The sequence below is a fragment of the Micromonospora sp. URMC 105 genome, from assembly GCF_051386295.1.
Classification (GTDB): Bacteria; Actinomycetota; Actinomycetes; order Mycobacteriales; family Micromonosporaceae; genus Micromonospora.
Genome location: NZ_JBPQTL010000016.1, coordinates 24,377 through 41,571, shown reverse-complemented (window position 1 = coordinate 41,571; position 17,195 = coordinate 24,377). Strand labels below are relative to the sequence as shown.

The following is a 17,195-nucleotide window of genomic DNA, read 5'->3' as shown; positions in this document are numbered from 1 at the left end:
GGGAGGGCCGGCCCCCCGCGTCGACCCGAGCTGCCCGGGGTGGTTCCGGCTGGTCATCGGCGCAACGGCGATCGACAGCAACGCTGACAGCAACGTGGCTAGACGGCGGCACGCTGACGAACACTGGCATGGACGAATCTTCGAGCGTGCAGCTTTTGCCGGACGCGTGCGGACAGTACGCACAGAGCTTGTAAGCGAGACGTCGCGCCGGCAGTCAGGTGCGGGGGGCGAGGTTGTCGCGCTCCTCGGGGGTCATCTCCTGGTAGGCGGTCCAGAAGGTTTGAAAGGGTGCAGCTAGTTCGCTGCCGTACGTATCGCTGGTGGCCGCCTGACGGAGGGTGAGTTGGCCGTCTTTGACTGCGGTGGCCATCTCGCGGAGTAGCGGGTTGTTGCTTCGCGCGAGGTGGTCCAGGATCCGGCGAAGCGCTCGGGTCCGTTGTTCGTCGCCGTCGGTGATGTCGTCTAGGTCGTTCACGCTGTTCATGCCTTTGCGCCGGCGAGGGGGTGGTCGTAGCGGCCCCCGTCGGGGAGTGCCGGGAGGGCGACGCTGTCGAGGTCGCTGAGTTCGCGGGTGAGGGTGGCGCGGAAGACGAAGACGGCGGCGGCGATTTTCTGGCAGAGTTTGGTCGCTTCGCCCCAGAGTCGGAACATGTTCGCTACTTCGGCGGCGGCGACGCCGTAGCCGACGACTGCGCCGACGCCGGTTTCGGCGGTGATGGTGCCGGCGGCGGCGGCGACGCCGGCGATGATGGCGGAGTCGATGAGGCTTTTGACCACGCCGCCGAGGGCTTCACCGGCGGACCAGACCGCGTCGGCCATTTCCCGGTATGCCTTGCTGATGGCGGACAGGGGACCGTGGAGGTCGGCGGTGGCGTTGGCGGTGGTGGTGAAGTAGCGGAAGGCGCCGTCGCCGGCGACGCCGTGCCAGAGGGGCCGCAGGGTGGTGGTGCCGGCCTGGATGTTGTAGGCCAGGTCGTGCAGGGCGCCGCCGATGTTGTCGACGACCGGTGCCATTTTGGCCAGGGCTTCCCAGTCCCCAGAGACCTGGTTCTGGATTCTGCCGATGGGGTCGAAGCCGAAGACGCGTTTGAAGACGTCGTTGAGCCAGTTCGCGGGGCTGATGTAGTCCATCCAGCCCAGGGGGTTCGCGGGCTTGTCCGGGTTGGCCGGCGGGGTGTCGAGGTGGCCGCGGACGTCTCGGACGTCGACGAAGTTCGCCGGGGCGCACGGGTTGTTCGCCAGCTCCAGTTCCAGCGGGGTGATGCACCGGTCCATCGCCGGCGGCAGGGCGCGGTCGAGACGGTCGGCGTTGGCCAGGTCGGTCGTGCGGTAGTAGCCGGCGGCGGCCCGCAGCTCGGGGGCGGAGTTCTCCAGCAGGCAGGCAAGCCGGTTGAGGACGCTGTTGATGACCTCCACCGCGTTCTCATGCCCAGCTTTGGCGACCTGGATCTCCTCGCCGCCGGTCGCCACGTCAGCGTGACGGTTCAGGTAGGCGCGGATTTCCCACACGTCGGCTGCGGCACGATCGACCTGGCGAGCGAAGCCGACCACCGCTTCCGGCTCGACGGACAACGTCATCGCGGGCCGCCTAGTTCGTCAGGAAGATGCCGACCACGCCCACCACAGCCAGCAGGACGGCGACGGCGAGGACGTAGAGACGCGGACGAGGCTCCCGGACGACATAGGTGGACAGGCCAAACGCGCCACTGAGGACAGCAACCGCGTACCACGGAAAGGTCGTCGGCGTGGCCTGACCGATGAAGATCATCCAGGTGGCCATGACCGCGACGAAGATGGTGGCGTAGGCGACCGTCTGCCGCAGGTTCCGGTAGGCGGTGTGCTGCAACCGACCGACCGACTCCCGGTAGTCCTCCACCGCCGCGGCGCGTTCTACCTCGCTGACCTGTCGCCGTCTGTTGCGGCTACCAGACCTCCGGCCCCCACTCATGCCGCCGAAGATACCAACGACGGTCACACCGCCGCTGCCCTGAGTAATCTGGTGGACCAGCTGGACCGTGAGCATGAAGACCGAGCAGCGGCCAGGCGAGGCGGCATCGCTGGCAGACAAGGTTTCGCCAGAGAAGATGGACAGCCAGAAGGCAGCGCGCCCCTCGACGTGGGCTAGACCTGCTCGCCGGCTTCACCCTCGCCCGACTCGGCGTCGGCTGGCTGCCTGAACGTCAACCCACGAGGCTTCACACCTGCTCGTCGACGCTGTTCAGCACCACCTTGCTGCAGCAGCCGAGAAGTTGAGACCGCTCCCCCGACAGAGGGCTGCTGGCAACCGCCGATCGTCCGCGTGTCGCCCTCGCCGGTCACCGCGTCGGCGAAGAAGTCGTGCTAGCTGGCGAGCTGGCGGTATCAGTAGGCGCGGATGTGCTGCTGACAGGCAACCGCGCTGGACGACGACGCGCCAGCCAGTGGGACGGCGCTACTCCGAGCTAACGCCTCTCCGCAGGCAAGGACGGGTCTACTGCACGAACAGGGCTGAGAGTGGCGGTTTCCAATCCTGGCCGGCGAGCCGCCGATGCACGCGCACAGACAGGGCCGTCAGCAAGCCCTTCGCGGCCATCACAGCGCGGTGGCCGAGAAGGGACGACGCCGCGGCGGCAGGGGGATGAGAGTTTTGTGCTGTCAGAGGCGGAGAGCCGGCACAGTCCCTATTCCAAACTGGTGGGCACAGTGCCACACTGGAATGATGAGGAGATTCAGCCACAGCGTTCTGCAGGCAGCGACCGTCATCCTAGGCCGCGGCGAATGACGGCAGCCGGTAATAGGGTCCCTCGGAAAAGTCCACTGTATGTTGTGCCGTTTGGCGGGGGCGATACCCAATCCACCTACCTTCCGATAGTTGCCGAGCAGCAGGGTAGGCATCTAGGGACTGTCCCGCATGGCTTGGACCGAAATGTTGCGGCCTCCCTTCCGGGGCTGTGGTACTGCCTACATCTCCCCAACATCTTTGAGCAGTTAGTCGATATCCCAGCCCAACGGCTGAAAGCGTTGCAGAGGCTTCACCTCGATCACCATATATTGCTTCTACCCATCGAGGCGTTCGACGTAGCTCACCTTGGCCGTGCGTTGAAGCACTTCGCACCAACCATGGTTGTCTGCCCCGATGAACTTTTGGAAGAGGCTTCGCGACGATCGGAGCAATTAAATTTCGCCTTGCCGCCAGCTGTCTACTCGAAGCTCTCTGATAGCTCCCTAGAGGCTCACTGGCGCTCAATCTACGAGCATTTTCTAGGCGACAAGGAGTACCTCGGACGGGAGCCGAAGTTGACGCGGCGGCTGGACTTCGCTCCAGCTGGCCTGCCGCATCGCTGGCTAGCGCGTCAGATGGGGGCCGAAGTTGAGGAGCTGCCTTCTGCAGGTGAGGGGCCAAATTCAGTCGTTCGGCACGCCCTGTGGGGCCAGTTGATCCTCCAAGCAGTATCCCGTCTTGAGAGGGAAGGTGCGTCGGTTGAGGCGGCGGAGGAGGCTCTGCCCCGAGTCATCGCCGAGGAGCGCCGCCGATTGCGCGTCCCCGTCGTCATCGGTCTGCCAGGGGTGCCGCCCGCATATTCTAAGGGTGCTTATGACGCAGCAAGCCGGGAACACATCGAATCCCTTCCCGCTACAGACGATAGCGATATATGGTCCCCCTCGGTACACCTGAGATCCGATGCCTTGGTCGAACGTGCCACGATCGAGTTCGTTGTCACGCACCGAGCCCTAGCCCGGGGTTCAGTGGGACTTATCCTGCCATCTGTGCCAGCTGAGGCCTTTATTAAGCTGGCACAGATCGAGCGCCATTTTGAGGGCAGGCAAAGCGGTCCAACAGTCTGGCGGATGCTTGACCAGTTAGATGAAGCGGCCAAAGCGATTTGGACAGAGTCTCTGCTGGACGTACTGTCGGCGGCATCAGCGCTCACAGTATTTACTAACTTCCCCATCGGGCTGCTCAAGATGCCAGGGGACACCTCGCCGCTCACAGCTCGTCTTCCCATAGCATATCGCCCATTGCTACCATTGACTCGTGCGCTTCAAAAGGAGTTGGATCATCAAGGTCCAGTGGAGTGGGCCAAAGGTATCCGGGTTTTGATAGCTGAGTGCATTCCTTCTGATGATCCTGTTGGCCGCGCTTCGCGTAAGGGGTGGGATTTTGCCTCCGAACATCTGTCTGCTCCGACGAATACTAATATCGAGGTGGTGGAGACACTGTCGGTCTCCGATCTGCGGGCGGCAATCAACGACAAGCAGCCAGACCTGCTCGTCATCAGCGCGCACGGTGCACTGAATCGGCAGGCAAACGTTGCTGGCGTCGTGATAGGAAGGGACTTTTGTTTGGGTCCTGAACTTGGGCCTATGCCGCCCCTTGTGATTCTTAGCGCATGCCATGTAGCACCAAAAGGTGCTGGAGCGGTAAGCATTTCAGACTTGCTACTGCGACAGGGGGCAGTTGCGGTTCTGGGGACACAGGTCCCGGTCGACGTCTTCCACAATGCCACGCTGATGATGCGTCTCTTCGTCTACATCTCAGAGGTTCTCGACGGACGGGAAGAGCACGGGACACTGCTCGATGTATGGCACCGAGTCCAGACGTCCAACGCCGTGAATGACGTCTTGCAAGGTAACCGCTCCCTCCAGTCATGGGCGAGCAGTGCCACGCCAAGTGGCCTGCCGGTTTTGCAAGAATTCATGGTGAATAGATCATCCGGGCGGCTGCGCAGGGCCCACATTTACGCTGACACGGAAGGTTTACTTGCCGAAATCGCCGAGGACCAAGGTATGAGGAACCGGGTGCTCAACTGGTTCCGAAACCCAGGTTACGTGCCCGAGTCGCTGTTCTACATTCTTGCCGGCCGACCCGAAAGGATCTATATGGGCTCCTTGTCTGACATCACGAGCGGGGATAGAACTGCCTTGGTTTAGTGAAGGCAGCAGGGACGGTTTGCCCTGCGCGTGGCGTCGGGTGTGGACGAGGAATGCTCACCCGTGAGTCGGGTAGCTGTCGACAGCAACGGGCGGCCCGGACAAGGACAGCCGCCGGTCGCGGGTGCGGCCAATCGGCCGAGGTCGCGGACGCGGACAGCACCGAAAGAAGCACTCAAAACGTGTAGGCGACGCGTCAGGGCCGCGCCGAGCAGCCGAGCGAGCAGCCAAACCGGCGAGCATAGGTGGACGATTGCGAACCGCGACACCGTGTCGGGCACGACGGCCAGGCGGTCGACCAGCATCGGGCCACCGACTCGTAATGCGTAGGTTTTCCCGGCCGCCGGGGCTACCGCAAGCTGCGCCGGCCTGCCAGGGTGGATCCCGGAGGCGAGATGGGACAGAACTCTAAGCGCCGTCGCGACGAGAAGAAGCGGCGAGCTGCTGGCGGGCGGCAAAGTGGCCACTTGAAGGCGAAGGTCGAGGTACCCGTACCGAGGGCTGCTGAGCTGTCGACCGTAACGATGCTCAGCAGCCAATACGGGACCATGGAAGTTGAGCCAGCATGCGCAGGCCCGCTTCTCATCCACCAAGACGGCTCATTTGAATGCCACGGCCTCGGCTGCCCCGGCGGCCTGTCGCGGTATCACCCGGACGACGCCTTGGCTCCATGTGGCTATCAGTCGATCCCCACGAACCATGCCTGCCCTCGTTGCATGGAGTTGCATGAGGATGCATCGGCCTTCATGTCCGCCTTCGAATGCACTGGGATGCTAACCGAGCACATGGACGGGACCGCGGACTGTTCAGAGGGAGAGGCATGCCCGGACCCGGACGTGATGCACGCCTCCTCGTTCTCCTGTGGCTGGCTCACGCCCTGTCAGCGACAGGAGTGCCGCTGACGCAGCGCGAAGCTCGGTCAGGGCAACGCTGGCAGACGAAGATAGCGGAGTCAGCAGAGAGTCAGCAGGCAGTCCGTTGCACGACGATGACGGGTGGAACGAGCAACACCATGAGGCTGCCTTAGGGCATACAACACGGTCTGTTTGACACTCTCTGACAACTACAACCAGGCTCCCCCCGACGGGGGTCGTCCCTATTCGGGATGAATGCTCCGCCGCAGGTCATAGGTCATTCTTGTCCCCGTCGAGGCCGTCTGCCGAGGGCGTTTCCCCGGCCGGAGGCAGCAGAGAGGCAGTAGAGTGGCCGACTACGGATACGTGGGACGGCTTCCCCGACCCGACGGCAAGGGCACCTTCTTCTACCTGGCGGGTACCCACGCGCAGGGCACCCTCGGTGCTGCCCATTTCGTCGCCACCAACCTGGCAGAGCTGTACAAGGAGCTGAAGAACCGCCGGTTCTCGACGGTCATCAAGTGCGTCTATGACCCGAAGGACCGGCGGAAGATCCTGTCGACCGAGCGGCTGACACCGCTGTACCGCCCCGACGGTGCCTGATGCGGGTAGCGACCGCGACTGACCCGGGTCACCCGCTACGGCCCAACGAGGACTGGGTTGCCGCCGCCCAGGGGCTGATCGTCGTCCTGGACGGTGCGACCGCCCGCACGGATACCGGCTGTGCGCACGGCGTGGCCTGGTACGCGGCGAAGCTAGGATCGACCATCACTGGTCTTGCCGTCGAGGGTGACCGCAAGCTGGGTGACGTGCTGACCGATGCCATCGGGATCACGGCGAGGATGCACCCCGAGTGCGACCTCCACCATCCCGCTACGCCGTCGGCGACCACCGCACTGATCCGGCTGACCGAAGACGCGTTGCAGTACCTCGTGCTTGGCGACACGACGGTGGTGGTCGACACCACCGACGGGATCGAGGTCTTCAACGACGACCGGGTCGACACGACGGCCCAGGCCGAACGAGCCGAGGCCAACCGCTACCCGTTCGGCTCCGCCCAGAAGCAGGCAGCCCTCCTGCGGATGAAACACGCCGAGCTGGCGTTGCGGAACCAGCCAGGAGGCTTCTGGGTAGCCGCGGCAGATCCCACCGTCGTCACCCACGCGATCACCGGACAGATTCCGCTTACGGCTGTCCGGCGACTGGCCGTGCTGACCGATGGCGCCGCACGTCTGGTCACGATGTTCGACCTGCTCGACTGGCAAGGGGTGCTCGACGTCCTGGACGAGCACGGCCCGACCGAGCTGATCCGACGGGTCCGAGCAATCGAGGCAGCCGACCCCAACGGCACCAAATGGCCCCGCAACAAAGGCAGCGACGACGCCACAGCGGTCTACGCCAACTGAGGCGGCCGGCTCCCGGCGTGTCTAGTCCCAGGACATGCTTGACGGCCTAAATCTCGTTACCCCCGTAGAGTTCGGCCCCATGGGTTGGTTCGGGACGCTCCTGGTGGCAAGGCCGACTACCGCCACGCTTCCGATGCAGCCGGGGGTGCGTGAGGCGTTCGGCTCTCACTTCGCCACGCCAAACCCATGGGGCAACAAGGTTGGGCTCTACGACCTGGGCCAGGGCTGGCAGCGAGTGGGCGTCAGGCCCTTCGCCACCGAGCAGTTGCGGCTGTCCGCGGGGGTGGACGACCTCATGGCGGCCACGGCGGCGCCAGCTGTTGCGGCATACGTGTCCAACAGCTCCTGCGCCCATCTGGAGGGCCGGACTCCGGCGGGCCCGAGCTTCTCGCTGCACCTGCCCAACAACGATGAGCCGTGCGGCTACCAGCACGTGGAGGATAGTCCCAGGCGGGTCGACCCGGACCTCGCGGTGCATGCGTTGGGTACCTGGGCGGTCGAAGCAGGCCGGACGCCTTCGACAGAGGCCATCACAGCCATCATGGGCAGCGAGCAGGACAACCTGCCGGTGATGGAGGATGCCGTACTGGCTTTGTCCGCGGCTCTGGGTTTCCCATCAGGAGCTGAGATCCTGCCCGTCATCAACCCCGATGACCCGGCGTTCGACGACTACCAACGAGTGATTCGTATGGCCGACATCAGGGCTGCGCGCGAGAAGTACATGGCGAGCAGAGGCTGGCCGCTTGACGATGACGAGAAGGCGACTGCGGAGGACCACGACTACCTGCGCTTCCGCGACCTGCTGTGGAGTTCGGTCTACGGCGGAGGAGCGACCCGCGACGAACTCGTCGCGCAGCACGACCAGTTGGCCGCTCGATGGAAGAAGCAGTGACAGTCGCTCGGCCCTGGCAACCCCTCCGGAGGAGACTGCATCCCTCACCGCACCCGCGCCGAAATCCGATCATGTAAAGCATCTGGTGGGACGCCGGTGTATAGCATCAGCCGGAACACGACAGGCCGGCTGCCGGCGAGCGGTTCAAGTTTCTGTACGTCTTCAAGGCGGCCCGCAACGGGCCGCACGCGCCGCCGCCTGGGCGCGCGCCGGCTGCGCTACGACCCGCGCACCCGCTCCTACCTGCAACGACGCATCAGCGAAGGCCTCAGCAAGCAGGAGATCCTGCGCTGCCTGAAGCGCTACATCGTCCGCGACGTCTACACAGCCCTACGCGCCGACTTCGCCGCTCTCGCCCCTTGACCTCCATAGGAGCATCGGGATGGGCGGTTTGGCTGCTCATGGGTAGAGTCCAAAGCACACTGTCCTCAGACGAAGGTGGAGCGCCCTCCCTTGCTTACGGAGATCTCCAGGCTGCTGATGCAACGCGGGCACGAAGTCACTAAGCAGGGTTCCGACGGCGACATCCTTTTGCCCGATTGTCAAGACGTGACTGTTGTGCGTGCACTCAAAGACATCCTCTACCATCAGATGTCGAAAGATTTATTTCGGAAAGCGTTACGCGACATGGCGTTCGGCAAAGAATATGTCGAAGGTGGAAATGCGGACGCGGTGAACGGCTACCTAACCCTCTGTCAGAGCATCGGCACTCGCCGAGGGCGGCGCTTTCAACTGACACAGGGGCTATATGCCAACACTTTCGAATGGTATATCAGCGAGCTGTTCATCCGAGAGTTCGCTGCACGAGCATCAGGATTTGGAATCCGGCTGAAGGACGCCGACCCGGGCGATGAATTTGACTGCATTGCGCTGATCGATGGTGGCTTGATTTTCGTGGAATGTAAGACGGGGAAGGGCAGCCTCTATCCAGAGGTAAGCAAGTTTATTCGTCGAGATAGAGAGGTGATGGCCGCTTACTCGTTCTTTCTCTACGATCGAGAGTACACCTTCAATAGGGGGCCGGAGGATCTCCCGGAGTTAGAGAAGGCGTCGGCGATCAAGCTGGGGATCGACAGCATAGCGCGAGTTGAAAAGAATGGCGTGTCCTTCTTTGAAGTCGACGGGATTGTCAGCGAGGACGATGAGGGCCGATACTTTCTTGCGTCATCGGCCTTTAATGGCCTTAAGTCCCGCATCAGGTACATGATTAGATATACGAGCATTCTGCGCGAGTTTGATAAGCATATGAACAATTTTGTACGCACACCCCTTGATTTTGCGTGAGTTTGCGAAAAGCCTGGATTGGCGTGGGCTACTAACTGCGCACAGTCGGAGCGGGCGCCGCCGGAGGGCCGAGGTAGGGGCGGCCGTGGTAGCGCTCGGCCCCGTGCCTCATGGCAGGAGCGAGCGCGCTGAGTGTCTAACTGAGTGATACTAGGGCGTATCAGTCGGACGACCATGGACGATGGTCGACTGTTCCGCCAACCCGCCCTGCTTGCTCGCGCAGCTCATCGACGGCCGCCATTTCCTCACACCGAGCCAGTCAGGTGAGCTGGTAGATTCGGGTGTCCTCGGATGGCGCTGGACTGAGCCGGGTGTAATGCCCGCCTGGTGCTGCCGTATCTGGTCCTAGCAGTAGTCCTGACCTTCCTGGGAGGGGTGATCTCTATGGGGGATGATCGGCATCGCCCTCGGTTCTATCGCTACGGTTTGTGCACGCTTTGTAACCAACCTTGCGGCGAGTGCGGTAGCACCGGGCTGAGCCCAGCGCCGACTCGAGAGCAGGGCAGGGTACACACGGGCCACAAGACGCCGTCGAACGCCTTCAACCAGCCCCCAACGTTGGCAGCACAAGACGCCGTATGAGCAGGTATCGGGGCATCGTTTCTGCTGGTGACGGGATCGCGGCACTTAGTTCCGCTTCAACGTCTGACACCCAGCTGAGTGACCAACTGAGTGACGACGGACGCGGGCAACGCCGGACGTCCATGGACTCCGGTGGACCGTTCGAACAGCTCAGCCCTGCTGCTGCCGCAGCTCATCGACGGCTAGTGGTTCCTTCACAACGAAGAGGTTCATACGCTAGTTGCTCGTCAGCTCTCGACCACGCTGGAGCGCTTCGTACTGCGGTCGACGGTGCTTGAGCGATGTAGCCCTGCGACACGACCATCTGGCGCAGGCTGTAGGCCCGGTTGACGTTGCCCGCCTCGGACTCGCTGACCCGTAGAAGCACGTAGTCAGATGGTCGGCCATCCTTCAGTTCGTCGACAGCTTGAGATAGCTCCGCTGGCTCCGTGACAAGCTGAACACCGTAGACCTGAGTCCCGCCTGGCATCCAGCCCCGCACGGTCCGCTCACGGTTCAGGCGAAGCTCCTTCGTCTGCTCCTCGGCAAGCTCCTTCTCAGCCTGTTGCCGGGCGCGCCAGTCTGCCCAAGCTGAGCGACTGCCGAGCAAAGCCACTATGCCGAGAACGACAGCAACGAGGCCGCTGATTGCATCGCCGAGGTTGCCTAGATCATTGATGGTCACGATCGTCGAAGGTATCGGATCAGCGCAATCGGTCCGGTCGGGTAGTAGCGCCCAAGGCTTGTATGCGAGGCATCAGGCGGACCGAGGCAGCGAGAAGGCAGCGCGAACCTCGATCAAGGCCGATTCCGAGGAGAACTCGACGACGACCCACGCCTGCTCGCTGACGCGGATCAAGGCCGGTTGGCAGCGGCCGACAGTTTGGGACCGCATCCCCCCGACGGGGGTCGTCCCTATTCCGGGGGAGCGCTCCTACCAAGTCGGTCCGCACCTCCTGTCGAGTGGGCTTTCACCGGGCAGCCTGCCGACACCTCAGGTCTCGCGGAACGACTGCCAGAACAGGGCGTCGGTCTGGGCCGGCGTGGTGGTCGGCGTCCGGATCTGCCGCCCGAAGACCGAACCCGTCCTCGTCGTCGGCTGGGCCAGGACGGCGTCCAGGTCGGCGCTGCACTGGTCCCCCAGCCGATAGATGCCCTGGACGCCGAGGGACCGGGTCAGTCTGCCGTCCGCACTGACGTGTTTGACGGTTCGAGTGGCGCGCTGTGATCGGTAGGTCAACCGTTGCAGAGCCTCCGGCGGCATCGCGGCGTCCAGGCGCAGGCGGGTCCCGTTCTCACCCAGCACCACCTCGTTCATGCAACTGCCCGTCAGGAACCGCCACTGCGGAAAGCGGTCGAGCTGACGGTGGAGTCCGGCCCGGTCCTCGCCGCCGAACGCGAGCACCTCGGTCACGCGCATCCGACCCAGCACGTACAACTTCTGGCCGTGTACGCCGATGGGGTACACCAGATCCCCGGCGCGGACCTTCGCGCGGACGAAACTGGGCAACGAGAGGTGCGGGCCGCCGAAGAGCACCTGCAAGGGCAGGCCGGCGCCGACAGCGGAAGTGGCAGCCAGACAGCGGTCCTGCGGCCAGAAGACGGTGTACGCGTCGGTCACGCCGGAAGACTAGGGATCTCCTGTGACACACGACGGGACAGCAGTGCCGAGAGCCCTGGCCGTAATCGTCCGGTCGGTGGTGACACAAGCCAGGGTGAGTGCTGCCGAAACCGTGGGGAGTTCGGATGGGTCCACCGGGAGAACGGGACGAGGGCTGGTTCACGCGGCTCTACACCGCCGAGTACGCACAGATCGTCAAGTACGGCCTACGTCGGCTCGCCGACGCGGAGGCGTCCGCTGAACTCGCCCAGGAGGTCTTCGTCATCGCCTGGCGGCGCCGCCGCGAGGTGCCGGACCGCAGCCTGCCCTGGCTGTACGGGGTGGCCCGGCGTCTGCTGGCGAACCAGTGGCGGTCCCGGCGGGCCGCTCCGGACGTACTGCCCATCACCGACGCCGACCTGCTGCTGCCGTCCAGTTCGGCCGGCGCCGACGTGACGGTGGGGGTGGCGGACGTGCAGGCCGCCCTGGCCGCTCTCAGTGAGCTGGATCAGGAGATTCTCCGCCTGATCGGCTGGGAGGAACTCACCGTCTCCGAGGCCGCCAAGGTTCTCGGCTGTACTCGCGCGACCGCGGCGGTGCGCCTGCACCGCGCCCGGCGTCGCCTCACCGGAGCGATGTCGGATCAGGCCGTCCCGCCGGCACGGCACCCGGTGCTGTCGACTCCTCGAAGGGAGCTGTGATGTTCGGAGAAGAACGAACCCGTACCTTCCTCGGTCCGGCCGACCCGGCCCGGAACGCCGCCGTCGCACCGCCCCGGTTTTCAGCCCGCGACGTGATCGCCGAGGCTGAAGCCGTCGGGCCGGCCGTCCGTCGTCGGCGCCCCCGCCCCACCCGTCGGCTGATCCTGACCGCCGGGGCGTTGGCGGTCGCGGCCGGCACCGCGGCAGTCGTCCACCCGTTTGCCACCGCCACCCCGGAAACCTCAGGTGTCGCCGATCCGCCGGGCGCCGCATCGGCTGCCGTGCTCGTGCCGGTGGCGTACCAGCTCAACTCCGACGCCTCAGCGGCCCGCCCGCACCTGCGCGCCCTGGCCGGCAGGCTCATCGACGCGGAGTACGACAACCAGAGCGGGCGCTACATGTATCACCGCAGGCAGGTGTGGGGCGACCCGGTGATGTCGTCCGCCGACGGCCGCCACCACGTCGCCTTCGCCGACGAGACGAAGGTCTGGCAGGCCGCGGACGGGACCGGCAGCGGGGTCACCACCCAGCTCGAACCGCAGTACCCCGACGCGGCGTCCCGGGACTACTGGCAGCGCAACCTCCAGCTCCCTGCCAAGGGCGCCACCCCGGCGACGGTTCCGCTGCCACCGCTGGTCGAGGGTCCGCTGCCGTCCGACCGGGTGCAGCTGAGCGAACTGCTCAAGGTCAGATACGGCGCGGGCGCCGCGAGCAAGGAGGTCAGCACCGTGTACGGGCGGTACGTCGTGCCGCGTCGTACCCGTGCGGAGATCCTGCGGATCCTCGCCGACGTGCCTGGATTTCTGTGGCGGGGTCAGGTGACCGACCGTGCCGGACGCAAGGGCGTAGCCGTCACCTTCGACGACCGCGAGCACCAGGCGCAGTCCCTGTTGATCTTCGATCCGCACACGGGTGAGTTGCTCGCCCACGAGCGGCTGACGCTCGCACCCGTTCGCCTCAGCGCGTACCAGCTGATCCTCGACACCGCCTGGACCGATCGAATCGGCTGATCCGCCGGTGCCCGGGGCCGCTCCTTCTCGATGGGGGCGGCCCTACCGGGCCACCGCCTTCCTGGTCTCCGGCGCGGGCAGGAAACAGGCCAGTGCCCGCCCGCCGCCGTCGGTGACGACCCACGGGTGACCCACGTAGGTCTGCTGCCGGTACGACCGGCCCGCTTCCAGCACCGCGTACCGCCGCCGCTGACCGTGGTGGTCGAGCCAGTACACGACGACGTGCCCGTCGCGGTCGTTGACGAAGTCGACGAACGTCTCGGCGCCGCCGCCGCTGGAGCGCAGCGAGTGTTCCTGCGATGCCGGCAGCGGCGTGAGCTCGTCCGATCGGGGTGGCGCCGGCGGGGTGGTCGACGGGCGCGGTCGGCTGGTCGTACCCCCGGTGGGAGTGCGCGGCCGGTTGGTGGGCGAGGCGGCGGGGGTGGGCGACCGCAGCGAGGCCCGGGTGGAGAGCGACACCGGCGCGCGGGAGAAGGTGGCGGTGGGCTGGATCGCCGGCGTGGTCTCGTCCACCCGGTCGATCGGGGCAATCGGCGCGGCGGCCGCTGGTCCCTCCTCCGGCCGTGGCGGCGCCGTCCAGATCGACGCTACGGCCAGGGTGGCGAGCGCAGCGACCACGGCGCAGCCCATGAGCAGCGACCGCCTCGGGCCGCTCGCGCGGGCCGCCGGCTTGGGGGTCGCCGGCACCGGCCGCTCCGGCCCGGGCGGTGGGCCGGCGCCGGGCCGTGCGTCCCCGGGTTCGATCGACGGGTACGGCAGAGGTCGTCCCGCCTCGCGCGGTGCGGGCAGCCAGCCGCCGATCCGCAGGGTGGTGTCGGGGTGATGGGTCTCGTCGTCGGACGGCTCGGCCATGGCCCCGTTCTCGGGAAAGCGCAGCCACCTCGGCCGGTGGCAGGGGGAACCGATTATCGACGGGCCGGGTCGCCGGTCGTCAATGGGTTGCGAGGTGGCGAATGGGACCATTTTGACCGGCGGTTTTGCGCCTTTGTGAGGCCAACGGTGAGGCGCGAACGGTCGATCGGTCATTTGTGCGACGCGCCGCGCCGCTGATGTGACGGGTGCCTGCTGGACGGCGCTGTTTGCACCTCGTCGGGTCAGCGTCCATGGTGGCCGCGCATAGCAGATCGACCGGCGATCGAGGGGGTTGTCCACAGGGCCTGCCGTTGTCCACAGGCGGCGGTGCGAGGGCGGCAGGCGGGGTGGAGCGGGGAGCAGGGTCTGGGCCAGCACCCCCGAGCCGGACCGCTGGAGGCCGCGATGCCACCCCGTACCTCACTGCCGCCGCACCGGCGGCTGCCACTCCTGGTGACCTCGGACGGTGACCTCCTCGACGAACTGCTCCGGCTCGCCGCCGCAGGCGGTACGGAGGTCGAGCTGGCCGCCGATCCCGCCGCCGCGCGGGCCCGGTGGCTGCCCGCGCCGCTGGTGCTGGTCGGCCGTGACCAGGCACAGGCGTGCCTACGGGCGAGACTGCCCCGACGCCCCCGCACGGTCCTGGTCGGTCGTACCGGGGAACTCGATCCGGGATGGGAGATTGCCGACCTGCTCGGCGCGGAGCACGTCGCCACCCTCCCGGCGGCCGAGCCCTGGCTGGTCGACCGGTTCACCGAGTGCGGCGCCGACCGCCCGTTCGGCGGACCGGCCCGACGGTCGCGGTGCTCGGCGGCCGGGGCGGCGCGGGGGCCAGCGTGTTCGCCGGCGCCCTCGCGGTCACCGCCGCCCGGGCCCGCCTGCGCACCCTGCTGGTCGACGCCGACCCGCTCGGCGGCGGTCTCGACCTCGTCCTCGGCTGGGAGGAACTGGACGGCCTGCGCTGGCCGGCGCTCACCGACGCCGACGGTCGGGTGGACGCCCCCGCGCTCGTCCGCGCGCTGCCCAGCCGCGGTGACCTCGTGGTGCTCTCGTGGGATCGGGGAGACCTGCTGTCCCTGCCCGCCCAGGCGATGGCGGCCACGCTCGACGCCGCCCGCCGGGGCCGGGACTTCGTGGTGGTCGACGTGCCCCGCCAGCTCGACGACGCGTCGGTGGTCGCCTTGCAGGCGGCGGACCAGGCGTACCTGGTCGTGCCGGCCGAGCTGCGGGCGACGGCAGCGGCGGCTCGGGTAGCGGCCGCGGCGGCCCCGCACTGCGCCGCGCTCGGCGTGATCGTGCGCGGGCCGGCGCCCGGCCGGTTGAAGGCAGCCGAGGTGGCGCGTGCCCTCGGCCTGCCGCTCGCCGGCACGCTGCGGCCCGAGCCGGCGCTGTGCCGGGGGCTGGAACGCGGCGAGGCACCGGCCGGCGCCGGGCGCGGCCCGCTCGCCGCGCTCTGCCGGCGGATCGTCACCGAACTGACCGGCCTGCCCGTGCCCGGTGCGGCATGAGCGGCCACCCCGACGACCTGTCGGCCCGGGTGCGGCAGCGGATGGCCGGCAGCGCCACCCCGGTCACCCCGGCCGCGATCGTCTCCGCCGTCCGGGCGGAGCCCACCGCCGCCGTCCTCGGTGACACCGCCGTGCTGCGGATGGCTGACCGGGTCCGCGACGACCTGGTCGGCGCCGGGCCGCTCGCTCCGCTGCTGGCCGATCCGCAGGTCACCGACGTGCTGGTCAATGGGACCAGGGTCTGGGTCGACCGGGGCGAGGGCCTGCGCCAGGTGGCGGTGCCGTTCGGCTCCGTCGACGACGTACGGCGGTTGGCGCAGCGGCTCACCGCGGCCGCCGGGCGCCGGCTCGACGACGGCTCCCCGTACGCGGACGCGCGGCTGCCCGACGGCACCCGGCTGCACGCCGTGCTGCCCCCGGTGGCGACCGACGGCCCGTACCTCTCCCTGCGGACGTTCCGCCAGCGGCCGTTCACCCTCGACGAGCTGGTACGCCAGGGCACCGTCCCGCGATCGGTCGCCCCGGTCCTGGCGGCAGTGGTGGCCGCGCGGCTGGCGTACCTGGTCACCGGTGGCACCGGCTCGGGCAAGACCACGCTGCTCAACACGCTGCTCGGGCTGGTCCCGTCGACGGAACGGATCGTGCTGGTGGAGGACGCCGCCGAGCTGCACCCGGTGCACCCGCACGTGGTGGGGCTGCAGGCTCGGACGGCCAACGTCGAAGGCACCGGCGCGGTGGGTCTCAGCGAGCTGGTCCGGCAGGCGCTGCGGATGCGCCCCGACCGGCTGGTGGTCGGCGAGTGCCGGGGCGGGGAGGTGGTCGACCTGCTCGCCGCCCTCAACACTGGCCACGACGGGGGCGCCGGGACCCTGCACGCGAACACCCCGGCCGACGTGCCGGCCCGGCTAGAGGCGCTCGGCCTGCTCGGCGGGCTTCCCAGGGCCGCGTTGCACGCCCAGGTGACCGCCGCGCTCCAGGTGCTGCTCCAGGTACGACGGGGACCGCGCGGCCGGGTGCTGGAGTCGATCTGCCTCCTGCTCCCGGAGGGGGCCGACCGCCTGGTCACCGTCGTGCCCGCCTGGATACGCGGGAGGGGGCTGGGCCTGGCCGGTCGGGCCCTCGCCACGCTGCTGCGGGACCGTGGCGTGGCCGTGCCGCCGATCCTGTGCGAGCCGTGGCCCGGGTCGGCGGGGCCGGCATGAGCCTGCCGGTCTGGCTGGTGGCGGCACTGCTGGTGGGCGCGGCAGCGGTGCTGGCCTGGCCGGCCCGCAGCAGCCGGCGGCGGCGCCGCACCCTGTTCGGTGTCGGCGCGCTCGGCCGGCCCGCGCTCACCCCTCACCACGCCGAGCCGCTCCGCACCGGCGCGTCCGTCCTGGCGTCCGACCCCGCTACCCGGCTGCCGGGCGAAGCGCCCTTGCCCGGGCGTGGCCGCTCGCCGTCCGCCGGACCAGCCGCCGCGCCCGACGGCCCGGCGTGGACCGGCCCCGTCGCACCGCTGACGACTGCGCCAGGCGCGAGCCAGCTCGCACCGGCCCCGGACCGCCGCTGCGCCGGGGCGGTCGCGCCCGCCGACTGCCCGGCTCCTTCTCCCTTGGCCGGTGGCCGGCCCGCCGGTC

At 67.4% G+C, this 17,195-nt stretch carries 14 protein-coding genes and 2 pseudogenes; 10 read left to right on the top strand and 6 right to left on the bottom strand.

Going from position 1 to position 17,195, the window contains the following annotated elements:
- Positions 1–214: 214 nt before the first annotated feature.
- From ACSNN7_RS08280 to ACSNN7_RS08270, 3 genes are read right to left on the bottom strand one after another with little or no spacing between them, the layout of a single operon-like run.
- A complete protein-coding gene (locus tag ACSNN7_RS08280) occupies positions 215–484 on the bottom strand; it encodes a hypothetical protein (RefSeq protein WP_436680078.1) in 270 nt (89 codons plus the stop codon).
- Positions 481–1,578, bottom strand: coding sequence for a WXG100 family type VII secretion target (locus tag ACSNN7_RS08275; RefSeq protein WP_436680077.1), 1,098 nt, complete (start codon positions 1,576–1,578; stop codon positions 481–483). Before ACSNN7_RS08275 ends, ACSNN7_RS08280 begins: the two co-directional genes overlap by 4 nt.
- Before the next feature lie 10 nt (positions 1,579–1,588).
- Positions 1,589–2,068 (bottom strand): hypothetical protein, encoded by a 480-nt coding sequence (locus ACSNN7_RS08270; protein WP_436680076.1) that lies wholly within the window; start codon positions 2,066–2,068, stop codon positions 1,589–1,591.
- Between the two features lie 1,679 nt (positions 2,069–3,747).
- Between ACSNN7_RS08270 and ACSNN7_RS08265 the strand changes: the two genes are divergently transcribed.
- The 6 genes and pseudogenes from ACSNN7_RS08265 to ACSNN7_RS08240 all read left to right on the top strand — a co-directional run bounded on the left by ACSNN7_RS08265 (position 3,748) and on the right by ACSNN7_RS08240 (position 9,347).
- Positions 3,748–4,911 (top strand): CHAT domain-containing protein, encoded by a 1,164-nt coding sequence (locus tag ACSNN7_RS08265; RefSeq protein WP_436680075.1) that lies wholly within the window; start codon positions 3,748–3,750, stop codon positions 4,909–4,911.
- 1,202 nt (positions 4,912–6,113) lie between these two features.
- Entirely contained in the window at positions 6,114–6,368 is a 255-nt protein-coding gene (locus tag ACSNN7_RS08260) for a hypothetical protein (RefSeq protein WP_436680074.1), read from the top strand.
- Positions 6,368–7,171: a protein phosphatase 2C domain-containing protein gene (locus tag ACSNN7_RS08255; RefSeq protein WP_436680073.1), complete on the top strand. Its 804-nt coding sequence runs from the start codon at positions 6,368–6,370 to the stop codon at positions 7,169–7,171. The genes ACSNN7_RS08260 and ACSNN7_RS08255 overlap by 1 nt, the downstream gene beginning before the upstream one ends.
- 145 nt (positions 7,172–7,316) lie before the next feature.
- Positions 7,317–8,063 (top strand): hypothetical protein, encoded by a 747-nt coding sequence (locus tag ACSNN7_RS08250; protein ID WP_436680072.1) that lies wholly within the window; start codon positions 7,317–7,319, stop codon positions 8,061–8,063.
- A gap of 207 nt (positions 8,064–8,270) precedes the next feature.
- A pseudogene (locus ACSNN7_RS08245) lies at positions 8,271–8,426 on the top strand (IS110 family transposase); the annotation flags it as partial.
- Positions 8,427–8,612: 186 nt separating this feature from the next.
- Positions 8,613–9,347 carry a hypothetical protein gene (locus ACSNN7_RS08240; protein WP_436680071.1) on the top strand — a complete coding sequence of 245 codons (735 nt, stop codon included), beginning with the start codon at positions 8,613–8,615 and terminating at the stop codon, positions 9,345–9,347.
- A 754-nt stretch (positions 9,348–10,101) separates the two neighbouring features.
- Here ACSNN7_RS08240 and ACSNN7_RS08235 read toward each other — a convergent pair.
- Positions 10,102–10,593, bottom strand: a complete 492-nt coding sequence (locus ACSNN7_RS08235; protein WP_436680070.1) for a hypothetical protein — start codon at positions 10,591–10,593, stop codon at positions 10,102–10,104.
- 309 nt (positions 10,594–10,902) lie between these two features.
- The gene (locus ACSNN7_RS08230; RefSeq protein ID WP_436680069.1) at positions 10,903–11,529 is read right to left on the bottom strand and encodes a hypothetical protein; all 627 of its coding nucleotides are present in this window, start codon (positions 11,527–11,529) and stop codon (positions 10,903–10,905) included.
- 125 nt (positions 11,530–11,654) lie between these two features.
- Here ACSNN7_RS08230 and ACSNN7_RS08225 point away from each other — a divergent pair, with 125 nt between their 5' ends.
- The gene (locus tag ACSNN7_RS08225; RefSeq protein WP_436680068.1) at positions 11,655–12,209 is read left to right on the top strand and encodes an RNA polymerase sigma factor; all 555 of its coding nucleotides are present in this window, start codon (positions 11,655–11,657) and stop codon (positions 12,207–12,209) included.
- A complete protein-coding gene (locus tag ACSNN7_RS08220) occupies positions 12,209–13,219 on the top strand; it encodes a CU044_5270 family protein (protein ID WP_436680067.1) in 1,011 nt (336 codons plus the stop codon). Before ACSNN7_RS08225 ends, ACSNN7_RS08220 begins: the two co-directional genes overlap by 1 nt.
- A gap of 42 nt (positions 13,220–13,261) precedes the next feature.
- Here ACSNN7_RS08220 and ACSNN7_RS08215 read toward each other — a convergent pair whose 3' ends face one another.
- Positions 13,262–14,071: a hypothetical protein gene (locus ACSNN7_RS08215; protein WP_436680066.1), complete on the bottom strand. Its 810-nt coding sequence runs from the start codon at positions 14,069–14,071 to the stop codon at positions 13,262–13,264.
- Between the two features lie 453 nt (positions 14,072–14,524).
- On the opposite strand from ACSNN7_RS08215, the pseudogene ssd reads away from it, so the two are divergent.
- A pseudogene (ssd, locus tag ACSNN7_RS08210) lies at positions 14,525–15,579 on the top strand (septum site-determining protein Ssd).
- Positions 15,576–16,781: a TadA family conjugal transfer-associated ATPase gene (locus ACSNN7_RS08205; RefSeq protein WP_436680064.1), complete on the top strand. Its 1,206-nt coding sequence runs from the start codon at positions 15,576–15,578 to the stop codon at positions 16,779–16,781. The pseudogene ssd and the gene ACSNN7_RS08205 overlap by 4 nt, the downstream one beginning before the upstream one ends.
- The last annotated feature ends 414 nt before the right edge of the window (positions 16,782–17,195 follow it).

Excerpts from the sequence above, each read along its gene's own strand:
- ACSNN7_RS08280 (WP_436680078.1), bottom strand. The coding sequence starts at position 484 with ATGAACAGCGTGAACGACCTAGACGACATCACCGACGGCGACGAACAA.
- ACSNN7_RS08225 (WP_436680068.1), top strand. The coding sequence starts at position 11,655 with ATGGGTCCACCGGGAGAACGGGACGAGGGCTGGTTCACGCGGCTCTAC.
- ACSNN7_RS08275 (WP_436680077.1), bottom strand. The coding sequence starts at position 1,578 with ATGACGTTGTCCGTCGAGCCGGAAGCGGTGGTCGGCTTCGCTCGCCAG.
- ACSNN7_RS08220 (WP_436680067.1), top strand. The coding sequence starts at position 12,209 with ATGTTCGGAGAAGAACGAACCCGTACCTTCCTCGGTCCGGCCGACCCG.
- ACSNN7_RS08215 (WP_436680066.1), bottom strand. The coding sequence starts at position 14,071 with ATGGCCGAGCCGTCCGACGACGAGACCCATCACCCCGACACCACCCTG.
- ACSNN7_RS08255 (WP_436680073.1), top strand. The coding sequence starts at position 6,368 with ATGCGGGTAGCGACCGCGACTGACCCGGGTCACCCGCTACGGCCCAAC.
- ACSNN7_RS08205 (WP_436680064.1), top strand. The coding sequence starts at position 15,576 with ATGAGCGGCCACCCCGACGACCTGTCGGCCCGGGTGCGGCAGCGGATG.